This is a genomic window from Actinocorallia sp. B10E7, from assembly GCF_039871655.1.
Taxonomy (GTDB): Bacteria; Actinomycetota; Actinomycetes; order Streptosporangiales; family Streptosporangiaceae; genus Actinocorallia.
Map to the genome: position 1 here is coordinate 47,475 of NZ_JBDPLZ010000004.1, position 17,187 is coordinate 64,661.

Here is a 17,187-nt window from a genome sequence, read left to right on the forward strand (position 1 = left end):
GGGTGTTCCGTGCGGGACATGAATGAGGTCGTCGGTACGCACGACATCGTGCTGGTGACTCTGGACACGTTGCGTTATGACGTGGCGGTGCACTCGGCCGAGGCAGGGCGGACGCCCGAGTTCTCGAGCCGGTTCACCTGGGAGGAGCGGCACGCGCCGGGAAACTTCACCTTCTCCTCGCATCTGGCGATGCTCGCCGGGTTCCTTCCTACGCCGGCCGTTCCCGGGCCGCATCCGCGGCTGTTCGCCTCGGCCTTTCCCGGAAGCGAGACGACGAGCCCGTCCACCTGGACGTATGACGCGCCGGATCTGCCCGCGGGGCTGGCTCAGGCCGGATACCACACCGCGTGCATCGGCGGGGTGGGCTTCTTCAACCGGCAGACGGCCCTCGGAGCGGTGCTGCCGGGCATGTTCGCCGAGGCGCACTGGGAGCCCGAATTCGGGGTGACCTGCCCGGACAGCCTGGACCACCAGACAGACCGCGCCGTGGAGGTCCTCGGGCGGACGGAGCAGCGGCTGTTCCTGCTGCTGAACGTCTCGGCCCTGCACCAGCCCAACCACCACTATCTCCCCGGAGCGTCCGGCGACACCCTGGAGACCCACGCGGCGGCCCTGGAATACGTCGACTCGCGTATCGGCAGGCTCTTCGCCGCCCTGCGCCGCCCCACCTTCGTCATCGTCTGCTCGGACCACGGCACCGCCTACGGGGAGGACGGCCACACCGGCCACCGCCTCGGCCATCGGGTCGTCTGGACCGTGCCCTACGCGGAGTTCGTGATCGAATGAAGCCCTACCAGGGGTACGTCTACTCCTACCCCCACAAGACCGCCTACCGCCCCCTGGACCCCGCACCCGCCCTCCGGGACGTCTGGCGTCATGAGGACAAGTCCCGCCTGTTCCTCTACCTCCACATCCCCTTCTGCGAGATCCGCTGCGGTTTCTGCAACCTCTTCACCCGCACCGGTGCTCCCGGGGAGCTCACCACCGCCTATCTGGACGCCCTGGAACGCCAGGCCGAAGCCGTGTCGGACGCCCTGGGCCCCCGAGCCCGCTTCTCCCAGGCCGCCTTCGGCGGCGGCACTCCCACCTACCTCACCGCCTCCGAGCTGACCCGCCTCTGCGAGCTCACCGTCCGTCTCCTCTCCTCCCGACCCCTGGAGGGGGCGCCGCCTGTGCCGTTGGGGGTGGAGACGTCGCCCGGGACGGCGACCCGCGACAGGCTGGAGGTGCTGCGGGAGTACGGGACGAGCCGGGTCTCGATCGGGGTGCAGAGTTTCGTGGAGGACGAGGCCCGGGCGGCGGTGCGGCCGCAGAAGACCGAGGAGGTGGTCAGAGCGCTCGACACCATCCGGGACGTCGGGTTCTCCACGTTGAACCTCGATCTCATCTACGGGATCGACGGGCAGACGGCCGAGTCCTGGCTCAGGTCGATCGACCGGGCGCTGGAGTGGAAGCCCGAGGAGCTCTACCTGTACCCCCTGTACGTCCGGCCGCTGACGGGGCTGGGGCGCCGGGAGGGGGACTGGGACGACCAGCGGTCGCGGCTCTACCGGCTGGGGCGGGACCATCTGCTGGCTCAGGGCTACGAGCAGGTCTCGATGCGGATGTTCCGGCTTCCCGGCTCGGGGGCGGGGGGCGGCGAGCACTCCTGTCAGGAGGACGGGATGGTCGGGCTGGGGTGCGGCGCCCGCTCCTACACCGCGGGCCTCCACTACTCCTTCGAGTACGCGGTCCACGCGACCGAGGTGCGGGCCATCATCGACGACTACGTCCGTACCGAGGACTTCACCCGTGCCCGTGTCGGTTTCACCATGACCGACGGCGAGCGCCGCCGCCGGCATCTCCTCCAGTCCCTCCTCCAGGCCGAGGGGCTGGACCGCCGCGCCTACCGTGTCCGCTTCGGCACCGATGTCCTCTCCGACTTCGATCTCTCCCCCTTCGCCGCCCGCGGCTGGCTGGAGGAGACCTCTGACGCCCTCACCCTCACGCCCGAGGGCCTGGCGTATTCCGACGCCCTGGGTCCGGCCCTTTTCTCGCCCGAGGTCCGCGCCCTCATGGACACCTATGAGGCCCGCTGATGCCCCTGCCGCCGCGCCTCCTTCGTCCTTACTTTGTTAAGGCCGACGGATATGACGATCCTCTGCTCACCCCCGAAAGAGCCACGACGAGTCGCGGCGAGGCGGTCGGATGCTGACGCTGCTGTATCGAGGGCCGCTGGCCAGCTGTGACTACGACTGCCCGTACTGCCCGTTCGCCAAGCGTCGCGACAATCCCGAGCAGCTGCGGGCGGACCGGGCGGCGCTCGAGCGGTTCACCTCCTGGGTGGCGGCTCAGGAGCGGGAGATCTCCGTGCTGTTCACGCCCTGGGGAGAGGGGCTGGTGCGCTCCTGGTACCGGGAGGCGCTGGTGGAGCTGAGCCGGATGCCCCAGGTGCGGAAAGCGGCCATCCAGACCAATCTCAGCGGCCGGACGGCCTGGACGGAGCGGGCTGATCTGGCGAAGCTGGCGTTGTGGACGACCTTCCATCCGGGTCAGGTCACGCACGAGAGGTTCCTCGCCAGGTCGCGCGAGCTGGCGGAGAGGGGCGTACGGCACAGCGTGGGCATCGTCGGCCTGCCGGAGCACCTGCCCCATGCCCGGCGGCTGAGGGAGGAACTGTCGTCCTCGGTCTACCTGTGGGTCAACGCGGCGGAGGGCCGGGTCTACACCGACGCGGAGGCGGCCGAGTGGGCGGCTCTGGACCCGTTGTTCTCCTACAGCCGCCATCCGCACCGCACCCTCGGGCTGCCCTGCCGCACCGGCCATGACGTGGTCTCCGTCGATGGGGACGGCACCGTGACGCGCTGCCACTTCGCCAAGACCCCGCTGGGCAACCTCTACGACGGCACCTTCCGGCCGGCCCCCGAACCGCCCGCCTGCCCCAACGCCTGGTGCGACTGCCATATCGGCTACGTCCATTTCGAGCCGCTGCGCCTCTACGACGTCTTCGCCGACGGCGTCCTGGAACGCATCCCCACCCTGTTCTGACCCGTGTCCCGCCGACCGTCTCGGGTTCCCGATCCTTCTGGGAGGGACGGCCGGCGGGGTTTGCGATCTGCCGGGCACGAGACACAGGGCACGGTTCACTCCGGCGGCCATCCGGTCGACCATGGAAGCGGTCGGGCGAGGCCGTCGACGGCCGCCGGGGCCGCTGCCGTGCCGGAGATCAGGTCTCCTTGACCGGCCGGTACTCGTCCTCGGTGAGGCCGAAGGTCCAGGCGACACCGGCGCGGGCGGTGGAGATGTGGGGCGGGACGCGAAGGTAGTAGGTGCGGTAGGTGCCGTCGGGTTCGGGGGTGGAGTTGATGACTTCGACCATGACGACGGGTTCGTCGCCGGGGAGGTCGATGCGCCACAGGACTCCCGTCTCGTCCTTGTGGAGAGGGCGAGCGCCGACCTCTCTGAGGTAGTCGTCGTAGCCGAAGTGCTCCAGCATGACGCGGCGGAGTTCGGCGTTCTCCTCGTCGAGGATCCGGTGGGCGGTCAGGCCGGAGAGAGTTTCCAGGAAGCCCGGGGGGATGGGCATGCCGCGCCAGGCGTGCAGGGCGAAGCCGTCGGGGTAGGCCAGGGCGGGGCCGGCGCCGTTGTGCAGGCGGCCGGGCTCGTCGCGGTGGAGTTCGGCGGGGCGCTCGCTGAGGATCACGAGGTTCTCGTAGGGCCACCACCAGCCCGCGGAGGCGGCCACTTCGGCCAGGCCGTGCAGGGGCTGCGAGCGGCCCAGGGAGGCGAACAGCTCCAGCCAGGGGGCGTCGTGCTGGCCGAGTACCGCGTCGAGTGTCGCGGCGCGCAGCAGCGGGCCGTGCGGGTCCTCCGGATCTCCCAGGGCCCCGATGGCCCGTCTGAGCCGGGTGACCAGCTCGTTCACCCGGTCCCAGGTGAACGCCCCGGTACGGGACCAGGCCTCGGCCCAGCCGCGGGGGCCCAGTTCGGCGTGGGCGGCTGCCCGTTCCCGCTCCCACGGTGAGGTTCGCACCGATTCGCGCACGCTCGCCCCGGCCGTGGTCTCCGACAGCCAGGAGAGCCAGGACTCCATGGATCTCGGCGCATCCTGGCCAGGCCCGCCGGAGGAAGTGGCGCTCGCCGGCCCGAGGAGCGCGGAAGGCTCGGCGGGCAGCAGTGAGCGGAGGGAGGGGGCGGCCAGCAGGACGACGCGGAGGGCGGAGCGGTCGGGCCGGAGGAGGACCGACAGCAGGGCTCCGGCGGCGGGGGAGGAGACCCAGAGGAAACGGGCGGGTGGGGTGAGTCCGGCGGCGGTGTAGGCGGCGCGGACTCCGGCCTCGGCACGGGGGCGGTCGGCGGGGAGGGCGGTGAACGGCATCAGTCGGCGACCACTCGGACGGCTCCGGGAATGTACTCGCGCTGGCGGATGACGCGGTACCAGCCGGTGGGGAGCGTGATGGCCGCGTGCTCCTCGTGGACGAGGCGGCCGCCCGACGGCAGGTGCAGGTAGTCGGGCACGAAGGGATGGCCGGAGCGGTGCAGGGAGCCTGGGGCGCGTACGGCGTGGGCGTGGCCGGTGGCCTCTCCCAGGGCCAGGACCATGCGGCCGCGGCCGTCACGGGGTGCGGGCGGCAGGGTGCGCGTCGAGGCGGGTACGGCCTCCTCGGCGACCGGCTGGATGAGGATGTCTCCCTGTCGGAACATGATCCGAACGTAGCGGAGGCCACTGACAGAAAGAGGCTCCCGGCGGCCGGGAGCCAGGGCGAAAAGGCGAGGCACGGGGCCTCGCCTTTTCAGATCCGAGCGGGGGACGTCAGAGCGCCGGACGGGCTCCGAGATGGCCGACGGCCTTGGCCGCCAGGCGGCAGCCCGCGGCGAGCGCCTCGGCGGGCGGCTTGCCGTCCAGCCAGGCCGGCAGGAAGCCGGCGGCGAACGCGTCGCCCGCGCCGGTGCCGTCCACGACCTTGGTGACCGGCTCGGCCGGGACGATGATCGGTTCCGGGCGGCCGTTGGTGTACCAGAGCGCGCCGTCTTCGCCCATCTTGATGACGACCTGGGGGTACCAGGCGGTCAGCACCTTGGCGGCGAGTTCGGGCTCCTCCCGGCCGGTGAGCGCCTCGGCCTCGCTGGCGCTGACGATGAGCAGCTTGGCGCCCTGGGTCCACTCGAAGAACGGCTCGGCGCCGGCCCGCTTGAGAGGTGAGGACGAGCCGCCGTCCACGGAGATCGACATGCCCGCGCCCCGTGCCATGCGCATCGCGTGCAGCGCGGCGTTGCGGGAGCCCTCGTTCAGCAGCGAGTACCCCGACAGGTGCAGGTGCGTCCCGGCGGTGAAGAGGTCCGCGGGGATGTCCTCGGGCAGCAGCGCGGCGTTGGCGCCGGGGTCGGACATCATGGTCCGGTCGCCCTTGTGTGTGACCAGGACCACACAGGTCCCGGTGGCGCGCTCGGGGTCCATGACGAGGCGGGCCTCGATGCCGTACCCCATCAGTTCCATGTCCCGGTTGCGGCCCGTGACGTCCGAACCGCGCCGGCCCACGAACGCGACCGCGACCCCCTCGACGGCGAGCCAGGCCGCCACGTTGGCCCCCGACCCCCCGCCGTGCATCGTCACGCTGGCCGGGGTGTCGCTCCCCTTGGCCAGGGGGTACGCGGCGCGGGCCACGGCGTCGGTCATCAGATCGCCGACCACGACCACGCGTGTCATGACGTTGTCACCTCGCTCGTACCTGACTGGTCCGCACCATTCTGCCTGGGCGTGCCGTCGACCGTAACAGCTTCAACCCTCGGATTTGGTCTCGAACTCGCAGCGAAACAGGTAACGGACGGGGCGGGAGGGTGCTGTGACCCTCCCGTGACCATCATTCGGATGTCGCTTACGCTCGAGGGCGTGACCGATCATCCTTACCCCGACCACTGGGAGGCCGACGTCGTCCTCGCCGACGGCGGGACCGCCCACCTGCGTCCGATCCGCGAGCAGGACGCCGAACTCCTGCGCGCTTTCTACACGCGGGTCTCCGCGGAGTCGATCTACTACCGGTTCTTCTCGCCCCGCCCCCGGCTGAGCGAGCGGGAGATTCAACATTTCACGACCGTTGATTATTCCGATCGTGTCGCCTTGATCGCCACCATTGGCAATCAAATGGTGGGCATCGTTCGCTATGACCGTACAAATGTCTCGGACGAGGCGGAAGTAGCCTTCCTTATCGAAGACGCTCACCAGGGGCGCGGTGTCGGATCCGTCATGCTGGAGCACATCGCCGCCGCCGCCCGCGAGCGGGGAGTGGAGCGGTTCGTCGCCAACGTCCTGCCGGACAACCGCAAGATGACCAAGGTCTTCCGGGACGCCGGATACGCGGCCAAGCAGCGTTTCGAGGACGGCATCATCCAGCTCACCCTGGACCTCTCCCCCACCGAGACCTCCCGCGAGGTCATGGCGGCCCGCGAGCACCGGGCCGAGTCGCGCTCGATCGAACGGCTGCTGTTCCCCGGCTCGGTGGCGGTGATCGGCGCAAGCAGGGTCTCGCACAGCGTCGGCCAGACGGTCCTGCGCAACCTGCTCGGCGGCGACTTCACCGGCCCGGTCTACCCGGTGCACCCCACCGCCAAGGCCGTCGCGGGAGTCCGCGCCTACGCCCAGGTCCTCGACATCCCCGACGAGGTGGACCTGGCGGTGGTGGCGGTCCCCGCGGCCAAGGTCAAAGAGGTGCTCGACCAGTGCGCCGCCAAGGGCGTGCACGGGCTCATCGTCGTCTCCTCCGGCTTCGCCGAGACCGGGCAGGAAGGCCGCGAACGCCAGCAGGAACTCGTCCGGCTGGCCAGGGCCAACGGCATGCGGGTCGTGGGCCCCAACTGCCTGGGCATCGCCAACACCGACCCGGACGTCCGGCTCAACGCCACCCTCGCGCCGGTGATGCCCGGACGCGGCCCCGTCGGCTTCTTCTCCCAGTCCGGCGCGCTGGGCATCGCGATCCTGCAGCGCACCGCCGAGCGCGGCCTCGGCCTGTCGACGTTCGTCTCGGCCGGCAACAGGGCGGACGTGTCGGGCAACGACCTCCTGCAGTACTGGGAGGAGGACCCGTCCACCAACGCCGTCATGCTCCACCTGGAGTCCATCGGCAACCCCCGCAAGTTCACCCGCCTGTCCCGGAGGCTGTCGCGGATCAAGCCGATCGTCGCGGTGAAGACCGGCCGAACCCTGCAGGGCGTCCCGCTCGGCCACGCCGTCCGCCGGATCCAGCTGCCCGACCACGCCGTCAGCTCCCTGTTCGAACAGGCCGGCGTGCTGCGGGTGGAGAACCTGTCGGAGCTGTTCGACGTCGCCCAACTGCTGGCCTACCAGCCGCTGCCGCCCGGCAACAGGGTCGCGATCATCCACAACGCCGACTCGCTGGGCCTGCTGGCCCAGGACGCCGCGGCCTCGCTCGGCCTGGTGGTACGCGCCTCGGCCAGCCTCGGCCCCTTCGCCGGGGCGCAGGAATACGAGCGCGCCATCACCGAGGCCCTCGCCGACCCGTCGACGGACTCGGTGGCCGTCCTCTACACCCCTCCCGTCATCGGCGGCGCCGAACTCGTCCTCGGCCACGGACGGGACATCGACCCGGTGGCCGAGGTGATCGTCCGGCTGGCCGGGGGAGCGGAGAAACCGGTCCTGGCCAACTACCTGGGCGCCAAGGGCATGCCGCGCGCGCTGCGCACCCCCACCCCCGACGGCGGGCCGGGCCCGGGCTCCGTCCCGTCCTACCTCGGTCCCGAGGACGCCATGCGCGCCCTGGCCTACGCCACCCGGTACGCGTCCTGGCGCCGCCGCCCCCGCGGCCGGACCCCCGAGCTGGACGGGCTGGACCGCGAGCGCGCCAAGGACCTGGTCGCCGAGTGGATGCGGGACGGCGCGCAAGGGGACGCAGCCGAGCTCCTCTCCTGCTACGGCGTGAAGGTCGGGGGCTCCCGCGACGGACTGGCCCTGCACATCGCCACCCAGGAGGACACGTCCTTCGGCGGAGTGATCTCCTTCCGCCTGGCGGATGTGGCCGCAGAGCTGCTCGACGACCGCGCCTACCGGCTCGCGCCGCTCACCGATCTGGAGGCCGCCGACATGGTCCGCGCCATCCGGATGGCCCCCCTCCTGTTCGGCCACCGGGGTTCGGAGCCGATCGCGCTGCCCGCCCTGGAGGAGCTGCTGATCCGGGTGTCGCTGCTCGCCTCCGACCTGCCCGAGGCCGCCCGGCTGGAGCTGGACCCGGTGATGGCCGACGCCACCGGCGTGACCGTCACGGACGCCCGGCTGACCCTGGCCGCGCCCGTCGGGTACCGGCCGGAGCTGGAGCCGAGGAGGCTGTGAGGGTCTGAGTCCCGGGAAACGCGCTGAAAGCGCGAAAACTCTCCACAGGCGATCCCTCCCGGGGTGCGCCGGGCGCCGGGGACAGGGCAGGATGGGGGAATGAGGGAAACCCGAGCGAAGAGCGACCAGGCGCTGCGTACGGCCATCGAACGCAGCGGCTACTACCCGGAACTGGTCGCCGACGCCGTCGAGTCCGCGCTCGGCGCGGAGGAGGTGCTGGCCTACGTCGTCCACCACGAAGCGGCGTTCGATCCGGGCATGGAGGTGCGGCGGCATGTGACCGTCCTGGTCCTGTCACCCACCCGGTTGTTGTTCTGCCACACCGACGAACACCCACCGAGCGATCTGGTGCCCCAGCCGCACTGCTCCACCACCACGGAGGCGGTCCGGCTGGACCGGATCAGCTCGGTCGCGGTCACCCGGGTGGTGCCCCGGCCGGAGAAGTACGTGTCAGGCAATCCGCCCACCGAGGTCGTGCTGACCCTGGCCTGGGGCGTGAACTCCCGGATCGACCTGGAGCCCGCGGGCTGCGGCGACGAGAACTGCGACGCCGACCACGGGTACACCGGGGCGGTCACCGCCGACGACCTGTCGCTGCGGGTCAGCGAGGCCGCGGACGGGGGCGAGGCCGTCACCCAGGTCCTGGCCTTCGCCCGCGCGCTCTCGGCGATGACCACGGCATGAGCGGCGTGGTCCCCGCGCCGCGGTACGGCGAGGCGGCCCTCGCCGATCTGTCGGCCTCCGTCCTGGCCTCGCTGGGCGTGCCCGGCGGGGCCAACGTCCTGGGGCTGCCCGAGCTGCCCCGGGCCTGCGTCCTGCTGATCGACGGCATGGGCTGGGAACTGCTGCGCGAGCACCCGGGGGACGCCCCGTTCCTCAGCTCGCTGGCGGGCCGGCCGCTCACCGCGGGCTTCCCGGCCACCACCGTCACCAGCCTCAGCTCGCTGGCGACGGGGCTGCCGCCGGGTGCCCACGGCATGCTCGGCACCCTGGTCTCGGTCCCCGGCGAGGGCCGCCTGCTCAACTGCCTGCGCTGGGACGACGGGCGCACCGACCCGCAGGCCTTCCAGTCCCGGGAGACGGTCTACTCCCGTGCCGAGGCCGCGGGAGTGGCCTCCAGCTACCTGGCCTCCGGCGCCTACATGGGCACCGGGTTCAACCAGGCGATCACCCGGGGCGCCCGGTACGTCCCGGCCGACAGCATGGGGCAGCTCGTGGCCCGCGCCGAGGAGGCGCTCAGGGAGGGCGAGCGCGCCCATGTGACCGTCTACCACTCCGACCTCGACACGACCGGCCACATGTTCGGGTCGGGCTCCAAGGCCTGGCGGTACCAGCTGCGGTTCGTCGACCTGCTGGCCGAGCGCATCGCCGAGATCCTCCCGCCCGGGACGGCCCTGTACGTCACGGCCGACCACGGCATGAGCAACCCGGCCGACAAGGTCGACGCCGACACCCGCACCGAGCTGCGCGAGGGCGTCGCCCTGCTCGGCGGCGAGCCCAGGGCCCGGCACGTCTACACCGAGCCCGGCGCCGCCGGGGACGTGCTCGCCTGCTGGAGCGAGGTCCTGGACGGCAAGGCGTGGATCATGACCAGGGAGCAGGCGATCGAGGAGGGCTGCTTCGGCGGGGTCGACCCGGCGCTGCTGCCCCGCATCGGCGACGTGATCGCGGTCCCGTACGGCGACCTGGCGGTGATCGCGAGCCGGGAGCACCCGATCGAGGCGCTCATGGTGGGCATGCACGGGTCGTTGGTGCCCGAGGAGCAACTGGTGCCGCTGCTGGAGATGACACGGTGAATCCGGGACACCAGCCCCTCCCCGCAGGGAACCCCGGCGGTCAGACTGGCGGGGTGCATCCTCTCATCGACGCGCCGACCCTGGCCCGCACCGCCCGCGAGACCGACGACCTCGTGATCCTCGACGTGCGCTGGCGGCTCACCGGTCCTCCCGGGATCGAGTCCTACCGGGCCGGGCACCTGCCCGGCGCGGTGTTCGTCGACCTCGACCGGGAGCTGGCCGGCGAGCCCGGCCCGTCGGGACGCCATCCGCTGCCCTCACCTGAGGCGTTCGAGGAGGCGATGCGCGGGGCCGGCGTGCGCTCCGACTCCATGGTCGTGGTGTACGACGACGCCGACGCCACCGCCGCGGGCCGCGCCTGGTGGTGCCTGCGCTACTTCGGCCACGAGCGGGTCCGGGTCCTGGACGGCGGCCTGCGCGCCTGGACGGCCGCGGGCCTGCCCCTCACCGACGAGGAGCCGAGCGCGGCGCCCGGCGACTTCACGGCCAGACCCGGAGGACTGCCCGTCCTGGACGCCGAGGGCGCCGCGGCCCTGGCCAAGTCCGGTGTCCTGCTGGACGCCCGGGCCCCCGAACGGTACCGGGGCGAGGTGGAGCCCATGGATCCGGTGGCGGGCCACATCCCGGGCGCGGTGAACGCCCCCACCTGGGGGAACGTCGGGGTGGACGGGCGTTTTCTACCCGGCGGGGTACTCCGCGAGCGGTTCGCGGCCCTGGGAGCCACCGACGCCGCCGAGGTGGGCGTGTACTGCGGCTCGGGCGTCACGGCGGCCCACGAGGTCCTGGCCCTGACCCTGGCGGGTGTCCCGGCGGCCCTGTACGTCGGTTCCTGGTCGAACTGGGTCGCCGATTCGATGAACCCGGTGGCCACCGGGTTCTGAGCCCGCCACCGGTCCCGTTCCCCGCCCGCGGGCGCTCAGCCCGCGCCGAAGCACTGCAGGCCGAGGGTCGTGGCGTCCCGGGGAAGCGCCGCCACGGCGGTGGCGGGCGCCACGCCATCGGCCAGCAGGCGGTGCAGTTCCAGCATGAGGTCGGGCGCGGGCGCGTCCGGCAGCGGGGTGACCGAGGCGATCACCGTGCGCACGCCCAGCGAGAGCAGGACGCCCGGCAGCCCCAGCAGATCGTGCCCCTGGCCCGTGTCGCAGGCGGACAGGACGACCAGTTCGGGCGGCGGGGCCAGCGTGCCGAGGTCGTAGCCCGACAGAGGCCCGGCCTCCAGGGTGATCGCGGACAGCAGCGGGTCGTCCTCCCTGAAGGTCCCGTGGGCGGCGAGGTGTGCCGTCCGCGCACCGGCCAGGAGCCCGGCCGACGTCCCCGTCCTGGCGTCGGGGTACAGCTCGGCCAGGGCGTCGATCTCCTGGCGGGCGTGGGCGAGGCCGGGCCCGTGGATCAGGGCGGCGTGGCCGTGGACCGGGCGGCGCCGCTGGGCCGTCAGCCAGGCCGTCGCCGAGGGCACGACGGTGAACGGGACGTCGGTGAGGGCCGCCCACGGCATCCCGTAGAGGTCCCCGGCCGGGGCGAGGACCAGTTCCCGGTCCGACGCCAGGGCCAGGACCTCGGCGAAACGGGCGCGCGCCGGCTCCGGCGCGGGCGGGCTTCCGTCCAGCATCGCCCGGGTCAGGGAGAAGCGCAGGATCCGCGCCTCCCTGACCGCCTCCGTATAAGACCCCAGCTCGAGCCGTCGGCAGCGGCCGTCCCGGGCGATGATCGCGATGAGGTCGTCGCCCGCCCGGACGAGTTCCACGAGCACCGTCTCGTCCAGGGCCGACAGCAGGTCGGGCATCGTGATGTGCGCCCGGGGCTCGGACAGGGACGCCGTTCTGGCCAGTTCGCGCCGCTCCCGCTCGCCCTCGAGAGCCCCCGCGGGCGTCCGCGCGGGGGGCGGGGGACTCAGGATCCGGCGGCGCAGCTCCTCGAAGGCCAGCAGTTCGCGGGGAGCGCGCGTCAGATCGGCGGCCAGGGCCATCAGCTCCCGGCAGGCACGGGCGGTGTGGGCGCGCAGTTCCAGGGACAGATGGTCTCGGGTGAGCCGGTCGGCCGTGTGCAGCGCGGCGCGGACCGAACGCAGGGCGGCGGACCGCTCGCCCTGGACGGCGCGGACCTGGGCGGTGGCCAGGTCCAGGGCCAGGCGCAGGGAGGCGGGGGTGCGGGCCGACGGGCGCGGCAGCAGCTCCCGCGCCTGGTCGGGGAAGGCCAGGGCGGCGGCGAGCCGGGTGCGGGCGGCGGGTTCGGGCCAGCCGAGCCGCTCCAGCTCCTCGGCCGTACGGCGCGCCGAGGACAGCAGCGAGGGCGAGCGGTCGCCGCCCGCCGCGCGGGCGCGCACCAGGGCGTGCTCGGCCTTGAGCACCCAGCCCGGACGGTCCTGCGCGGCGAAGTCCAGCCGGGCGCGGCGGGCCGACTCGGCGGCGGCACGGGTGTCACCGCAGGCCAGCTCCGCCAGGGAGCGCAGATAGACCGCGTTGGCGGCGTCCGCGGCGAAACCGGAGGCCACGGCGGCCGGGACCGCCGCCTCCAGCAGCTCCCTGGCCTCCCCGGGAAGCCCGGCGGAGAGCAGGGCCTCGGCCCGGTCCAGCCGGCACTGGGTGATCCGCTCCCCGGCCAGCTCCGGCTCGATCTCGGCGAAGAGGCCCAGCGCCCATGGAAGGTCGCCCCGGCGGGCGGCCAGGAACGCCTGATTGTTGCGGACCATCAACTCCAGAACGCGCGGACCGCACCGGGCCGCGAGGGCGGCCGCCGCGTGCAGGGCGCTGTCGGCGGCCTCGAACCGTCCGGCGTAGGCGTGGGTGAGTCCGTTGGCGATCAGCCGTCCGACGCGGGCCGCCGGATCCCCTCGCCGGGGCGGCGCGGGCTTCTCCAGCGATCCCCGGCTGGCCTGGGCGTAACTGCGGTTGATTCGCAGTCGTTCCAGGTCGGGGCCGTCCAGGTGGGGTTCGGCCAGGGCGGCCAGCCGCAGCGCCTGCCCCGTCCGGCCCTGGGCGGTGAGCAGGGGGATCATGGTGGCCCGGACCCGGGCCGTGCCGTGCGCGTCGTCCCGGCTCAGTTCGAGCGCCCGGTCCAGGGATGCCAGGCCGCGGGCCAGCTCGCCGGCCTCCTTGTCGGCCAGCGCGGCGGCGAGCAGGGTGTCGATCACAGACGGCTCCAGCTGGTGACGACGGTGGTGGCGTCGGGCAGGGTGAAGTGCAGCATCACCTGCCCGGAGGGGATGTCCCCGGCGACGAAGTGCCCGCTGTCGTCCACGCGGATGCGGGTCTCGCCCCGGCTGTGGCGGACGCGCAGGGTGGCGGGCCGTGCCGGGAACAGCCGTCCGGTGAGCACCCGGACGGGCCCGGCGGGGGAGACCTGGAGCTCCACCGTGACGTCGTCGCCGGTGAAGGTGAGCAGCCGGGACGAGCCGCGCAGCCCCGCTCCGGCGGGGGTGGCCTCGCGGGTCAGCTCGGCCAGGGAGGCGTCCGGGTCACGGAAGGCGAACGCGGCCCGCGCGGCCTCGAACAACGCCGGTGGCGGCGGATCGAGCAGCTCGAACGCACGCCGCAGTTCATGCAGCAGTTCATCCACTTCATTCGCCTCATTCATCGAGGGAACCCCGCAAACGTCTCAGACATCGGGCCCGGATCGGGCCGACGCTGCCCACGGGCAGGTCCAGCGCGGCCGAGACCTCGGTGTAGGTGGCGGACACGGCGAGCATCCGCAGCATCGTGCGGCACCGTTCGGGCATCGCCCGCAGGGCCGCGGCCAACCGCTCCAGCCGGTCCCGGTCGATCGACCGGGACTCGGGGCCGGGGGCGGGGTCGACGTCGTCCTGGGGCCGGCGTGGCCGCGGAGCGGCGAAGGACGTGCCGAAGAGGGCATGGCACTCGTTGCGGCAGACGGTGGCCAGCCAGCCGCCCACGCTCTCGGGCTCCCAGAGGGTGTCGATCCGCTGGACCAGCCGCAGCCAGGTCGCCTGGACGGCGTCCTCCGCCGTGGGCCCGTCCAGGCCGCGGGAACGCGCGATGGACCAGAGCATCGGCGTGTACCGCGCGACGAGCGTGTTCCAGGCCGAGGCGTCTCCTTCCCTGGCACGCACCACCAGTTCCCCGGCGGTGACATCGACCTCACTTCTCACTTCGCGCCCCTCCCGTGCCCGCGTGCCGCTCGCGGAGACGCTAGAGGATCGCTCACGTAAAGTAAGGGTTGAATCGCTCAGAGTTATCCGATCGCGATGATCGTTCCCAGTCCGGGACGGGCCGGACCCGACGCCAGCACCGTCGAGGCGGCCTCGGTGTTCGTCTCTCCCGCCGCGGCGCGCGCCGCGATCGCCCCCGTGACGGCGGGAGCGGCGAACGAGGTGCCCGACCACAGGGCGTAGCCGTCGAACTCGCCGAACCGCACGAAACTGCTGTGGACCGCGACCCCCGGGGCACAGGCGTCCACCCACGGCCCGTGGTTGCTGAACCAGGCGCGTCTGTCCCCGTCCAGCGCCGCCACCGCGATGACGCGCGGTAGCGCCGCGGGCCAGAACGGACGGTCCGCGGCGGTGTTGCCCGCGCAGGCCACCACGACAGTGTCCGGGCCGAGCGCGTCGACGGCCTGCTCCACCAGCGGGGAAGGACGGTCGTCGAAGGTGTGGCAGCCGAGAGAGAGGTTCACCAGATCCACCCGGCCCAGACCTCGCAGCGCGCGGATGAGGGTGAGTTCGTCCCCGACGCCGTCCCCGCCGATGACCCGCCGCGCCAGGATCCGGGCGGACGGCGCGTACCGCAGCACCACCCCTGCGACGAACGTCCCGTGTCCGGCCTGCGCGTCGAGCGCGTGGTCGAGGTCGGCGTCCAGCATCTCCCCGACGCCGCCGCGCTGGTCGGCGAACCAGTCGGCGGCGGCGTACCAGGGGTGCGGGTCGAGCCCCGTGTCCAGGACCGCGACCGTCACCTCCCGCCGCACGGGCCCGGACCTCGGCAGCGGGACGGGCCGGGCGGGCCGGGGCCGGTCGGCGGGCCCCGCCCACCACATCGGCTGCCCGTACACCAGGTGGTTGGGGCCGACGCTCAGCCCGCGGGCGCGCGCCAGCAGGCTCGCCTCGCACACGTCGACGTCCGCGGACGGGGCCAGCCTCAGCCTCGTCACGCCGGGTCCGGCCTCCCGGGAACGCCACCAGTGCCGCAGCAGTTCCTCGACGTGCGGCAGGTCCTGGTCGGCGACCAGCAGCTGGTCGCGCCTGAGCAGCGTCCCCGGCTCGACGAGCAGGGCGTCCCGGTGGCGTGCCATCAGCCTCTGCAGCCGGGCACCTCGATCGAACATGGGCCCAGTGTGCGGGTCCGTCCACAGGCCCGATCGCGGGTCGCGCCGAACACATAAGATCTTGGCCATGACCAAGGGGGAACAGGGTGTCGCTTGAGGATTTCATCGCCGGAATGCCGAAGGCCGAACTGCACGTCCACCATGTGGGCTCGGCCTCCCCGAGGGTCGTGGCCGAGCTCGCGGCGCGGCACGAGGGCAGCACCGCGGTCCCCGCGGATCCCGCGCTGCTCGCCGAGTACTTCGACTTCCGTGACTTCGCACACTTCATCGAGGTCTACGTCTCGGTCGTCGACCTGGTCCGCGACGCCGAGGACGTGCGGATGCTCACCTACGGCATCGCCGAGGACATGGCGCGGCAGAACATCCGGTACGCCGAGCTGACGGTCACGCCCTACTTCACGCTGCTCAAGGGCGTCCCCGACGAGGCGTTCGTCGAGGCGCTGGAGGACGCGCGCCACAGCGCCGAACGCGATCTGGGCGTCGTGCTGCGCTGGTGTTTCGACATCCCGAGCGAGGCCGGGCTGCCGGCGGGGGAGCGGACGGTGCGGATCGCCGTCGACCAGGCGCCCGACGGGCTGGTGAGCTTCGGGCTCGGCGGGCCCGAGGTCGGCTGGCCGCGTCCGATGTTCAAACCGTTCTTCGACGAGGCGCGCGCCGCAGGGCTGCACAGTGTGCCGCACGCGGGCGAGACGACGGGCCCGCAGACGGTCTGGGACGCGATCCGCGAACTGGGCGCCGAGCGCATCGGGCACGGCATTCAGTCCGTGCGGGACCCTCGGCTGATGGAGTACCTCGCCGAGCACGGGATCACGCTGGAGGTCTGCCCGACCTCCAATCTCGCGACCCGCGCGGTCGCCGCTCTGGCGGAGCACCCGCTCCCGCGTCTGGTCGAGGCCGGGGTTCCGGTCACCGTCAACAGTGACGATCCGCCGATGTTCGGCACCGACCTCAACCGCGAATATCTCGTCGCCGCGCGGCTGCTCGGTCTGGATGAGAAGGGGATCGGGGAACTTGCGAAGAACGCCGTTCGTGCATCATTCATGGACGACGCGGGTAAAGGCCGCCTGGCCGCGGAGATAGACGGATACCTCGGGGGGAATGCTTTCGTTTCATGAGCACGACCGTGGAGTCGACGAAGAGACGGACAGGTCGCGCATTGTTGCCAGGACGTTTCTGTTCGTCAATCACGCTGGTGTGGCCGGTGCCCATCGGGCACAATGAGGGACGCACGGGCCGACTGAGGGGCTAACGAGGCCGTAGGGGAAGACGCGCCTCGACCAGCACTACCAGGAGGACCGAGTGACCGTACGTGGTGTGTTCTACGTCCACTCCGCGCCACCTGCGCTGTGCCCGCATATCGAGTGGGCGGCCGCGGGTGTGCTTGGCGTACCCGTCAAGCTGGTGTGGACCGATCAGCCCGCTGCTCCCGGCAGCCAGCGGGCTGAATTGTGCTGGGAGGGCAAGCCCGGCATCGCCGCTGCCATCACCTCTTCTTTGCGTGCCTGGAAACTGGCGAGGTTCGAGGTCACCGAGGAGGCCTCGCCCGGCGCGGACGGCATCCGCTACTGCTTCACCCCGTCCCTGGGTGTGTTCTCCGCCACGATCGGCGCCAACGGCGACATCATGATCCCCGAGGACAGGCTGCGGCACGTGATGGCCAACGCGGCCTCGGGCAAGACCACCTTGGAGCACGAGCTCGACAGGTTGCTGGGCACGCCCTGGGACCACGAGCTCGAGCCCTTCCGGCGGGCCGGTGACGGCGCGCCGGTGCGCTGGCTGCACGCGGCGGTGTGA

The 17,187-nt window shown here is 72.3% G+C and carries 16 protein-coding genes; 9 read left to right on the plus strand and 7 right to left on the minus strand.

What is annotated here, in order from left to right; all coding sequences use genetic code 11:
- Positions 1–18: 18 nt before the first annotated feature.
- From ABGB12_RS14115 to ABGB12_RS14125, 3 genes are all read left to right on the plus strand, one after another.
- Positions 19–786, plus strand: a complete 768-nt coding sequence (locus ABGB12_RS14115; RefSeq protein ID WP_347677837.1) for an STM4013/SEN3800 family hydrolase — start codon at positions 19–21, stop codon at positions 784–786.
- On the plus strand, positions 783–2,078 hold the full coding sequence (locus tag ABGB12_RS14120; RefSeq protein WP_347677839.1) for an STM4012 family radical SAM protein: 1,296 nt from the start codon (positions 783–785) through the stop codon (positions 2,076–2,078). The genes ABGB12_RS14115 and ABGB12_RS14120 overlap by 4 nt, the downstream gene beginning before the upstream one ends.
- A 109-nt stretch (positions 2,079–2,187) precedes the next feature.
- A complete protein-coding gene (locus ABGB12_RS14125) occupies positions 2,188–3,027 on the plus strand; it encodes an STM4011 family radical SAM protein (protein ID WP_347677841.1) in 840 nt (279 codons plus the stop codon).
- A gap of 178 nt (positions 3,028–3,205) precedes the next feature.
- Here ABGB12_RS14125 and ABGB12_RS14130 read toward each other — a convergent pair whose 3' ends face one another.
- From ABGB12_RS14130 to ABGB12_RS14140, 3 genes are all read right to left on the minus strand, one after another.
- The gene (locus ABGB12_RS14130; protein ID WP_347677843.1) at positions 3,206–4,357 is read right to left on the minus strand and encodes a DUF6745 domain-containing protein; all 1,152 of its coding nucleotides are present in this window, start codon (positions 4,355–4,357) and stop codon (positions 3,206–3,208) included.
- A complete protein-coding gene (locus ABGB12_RS14135) occupies positions 4,357–4,683 on the minus strand; it encodes a hypothetical protein (RefSeq protein ID WP_347677845.1) in 327 nt (108 codons plus the stop codon). The genes ABGB12_RS14130 and ABGB12_RS14135 overlap by 1 nt, the downstream gene beginning before the upstream one ends.
- A gap of 109 nt (positions 4,684–4,792) precedes the next feature.
- Positions 4,793–5,686, minus strand: coding sequence for a sugar kinase (locus tag ABGB12_RS14140; protein ID WP_347677847.1), 894 nt, complete (start codon positions 5,684–5,686; stop codon positions 4,793–4,795).
- Positions 5,687–5,869: 183 nt separating this feature from the next.
- Here ABGB12_RS14140 and ABGB12_RS14145 point away from each other — a divergent pair, with 183 nt between their 5' ends.
- From ABGB12_RS14145 to ABGB12_RS14160, 4 genes are all read left to right on the plus strand, one after another.
- A complete protein-coding gene (locus ABGB12_RS14145) occupies positions 5,870–8,320 on the plus strand; it encodes a GNAT family N-acetyltransferase (RefSeq protein ID WP_347677849.1) in 2,451 nt (816 codons plus the stop codon).
- A 99-nt stretch (positions 8,321–8,419) separates the two neighbouring features.
- Positions 8,420–9,004: a DUF5998 family protein gene (locus ABGB12_RS14150; protein ID WP_347677851.1), complete on the plus strand. Its 585-nt coding sequence runs from the start codon at positions 8,420–8,422 to the stop codon at positions 9,002–9,004.
- Positions 9,001–10,116 (plus strand): nucleotide pyrophosphatase/phosphodiesterase family protein, encoded by a 1,116-nt coding sequence (locus tag ABGB12_RS14155; RefSeq protein WP_347677853.1) that lies wholly within the window; start codon positions 9,001–9,003, stop codon positions 10,114–10,116. Before ABGB12_RS14150 ends, ABGB12_RS14155 begins: the two co-directional genes overlap by 4 nt.
- Before the next feature lie 53 nt (positions 10,117–10,169).
- Positions 10,170–10,997 (plus strand): sulfurtransferase, encoded by an 828-nt coding sequence (locus ABGB12_RS14160; RefSeq protein ID WP_347677855.1) that lies wholly within the window; start codon positions 10,170–10,172, stop codon positions 10,995–10,997.
- A gap of 35 nt (positions 10,998–11,032) precedes the next feature.
- Here ABGB12_RS14160 and ABGB12_RS14165 read toward each other — a convergent pair whose 3' ends face one another.
- From ABGB12_RS14165 to ABGB12_RS14180, 4 genes are all read right to left on the minus strand, one after another.
- Entirely contained in the window at positions 11,033–13,246 is a 2,214-nt protein-coding gene (locus ABGB12_RS14165; protein WP_347677857.1) for a CHAT domain-containing protein, read from the minus strand.
- The gene (locus ABGB12_RS14170) at positions 13,243–13,671 is read right to left on the minus strand and encodes a hypothetical protein (RefSeq protein ID WP_347677859.1); all 429 of its coding nucleotides are present in this window, start codon (positions 13,669–13,671) and stop codon (positions 13,243–13,245) included. Before ABGB12_RS14170 ends, ABGB12_RS14165 begins: the two co-directional genes overlap by 4 nt.
- 10 nt (positions 13,672–13,681) lie before the next feature.
- Positions 13,682–14,221 (minus strand): sigma-70 family RNA polymerase sigma factor, encoded by a 540-nt coding sequence (locus ABGB12_RS14175; protein WP_347677861.1) that lies wholly within the window; start codon positions 14,219–14,221, stop codon positions 13,682–13,684.
- A gap of 83 nt (positions 14,222–14,304) precedes the next feature.
- Positions 14,305–15,393: a S8/S53 family peptidase gene (locus tag ABGB12_RS14180; RefSeq protein WP_347677863.1), complete on the minus strand. Its 1,089-nt coding sequence runs from the start codon at positions 15,391–15,393 to the stop codon at positions 14,305–14,307.
- 86 nt (positions 15,394–15,479) lie between these two features.
- On the opposite strand from ABGB12_RS14180, the gene ABGB12_RS14185 reads away from it, so the two are divergent.
- Both ABGB12_RS14185 and ABGB12_RS14190 read left to right on the plus strand, forming a co-directional pair.
- Positions 15,480–16,508 carry an adenosine deaminase gene (locus ABGB12_RS14185; protein WP_347677865.1) on the plus strand — a complete coding sequence of 343 codons (1,029 nt, stop codon included), beginning with the start codon at positions 15,480–15,482 and terminating at the stop codon, positions 16,506–16,508.
- A 184-nt stretch (positions 16,509–16,692) separates the two neighbouring features.
- Complete coding sequence (locus ABGB12_RS14190; protein ID WP_347677867.1) at positions 16,693–17,187, plus strand: DUF3145 domain-containing protein; 495 nt, start codon at positions 16,693–16,695, stop codon at positions 17,185–17,187.

Coding starts and splice junctions, on each gene's coding strand:
- ABGB12_RS14180 (WP_347677863.1), bottom strand. CDS start 15,393: ATGTTCGATCGAGGTGCCCGGCTGCAGAGGCTGATGGCACGCCACCGG.
- ABGB12_RS14125 (WP_347677841.1), top strand. CDS start 2,188: ATGCTGACGCTGCTGTATCGAGGGCCGCTGGCCAGCTGTGACTACGAC.
- ABGB12_RS14115 (WP_347677837.1), top strand. CDS start 19: ATGAATGAGGTCGTCGGTACGCACGACATCGTGCTGGTGACTCTGGAC.
- ABGB12_RS14150 (WP_347677851.1), top strand. CDS start 8,420: ATGAGGGAAACCCGAGCGAAGAGCGACCAGGCGCTGCGTACGGCCATC.
- ABGB12_RS14135 (WP_347677845.1), bottom strand. CDS start 4,683: ATGTTCCGACAGGGAGACATCCTCATCCAGCCGGTCGCCGAGGAGGCC.
- ABGB12_RS14155 (WP_347677853.1), top strand. CDS start 9,001: ATGAGCGGCGTGGTCCCCGCGCCGCGGTACGGCGAGGCGGCCCTCGCC.
- ABGB12_RS14140 (WP_347677847.1), bottom strand. CDS start 5,686: ATGACACGCGTGGTCGTGGTCGGCGATCTGATGACCGACGCCGTGGCC.
- ABGB12_RS14120 (WP_347677839.1), top strand. CDS start 783: ATGAAGCCCTACCAGGGGTACGTCTACTCCTACCCCCACAAGACCGCC.
- ABGB12_RS14130 (WP_347677843.1), bottom strand. CDS start 4,357: ATGCCGTTCACCGCCCTCCCCGCCGACCGCCCCCGTGCCGAGGCCGGA.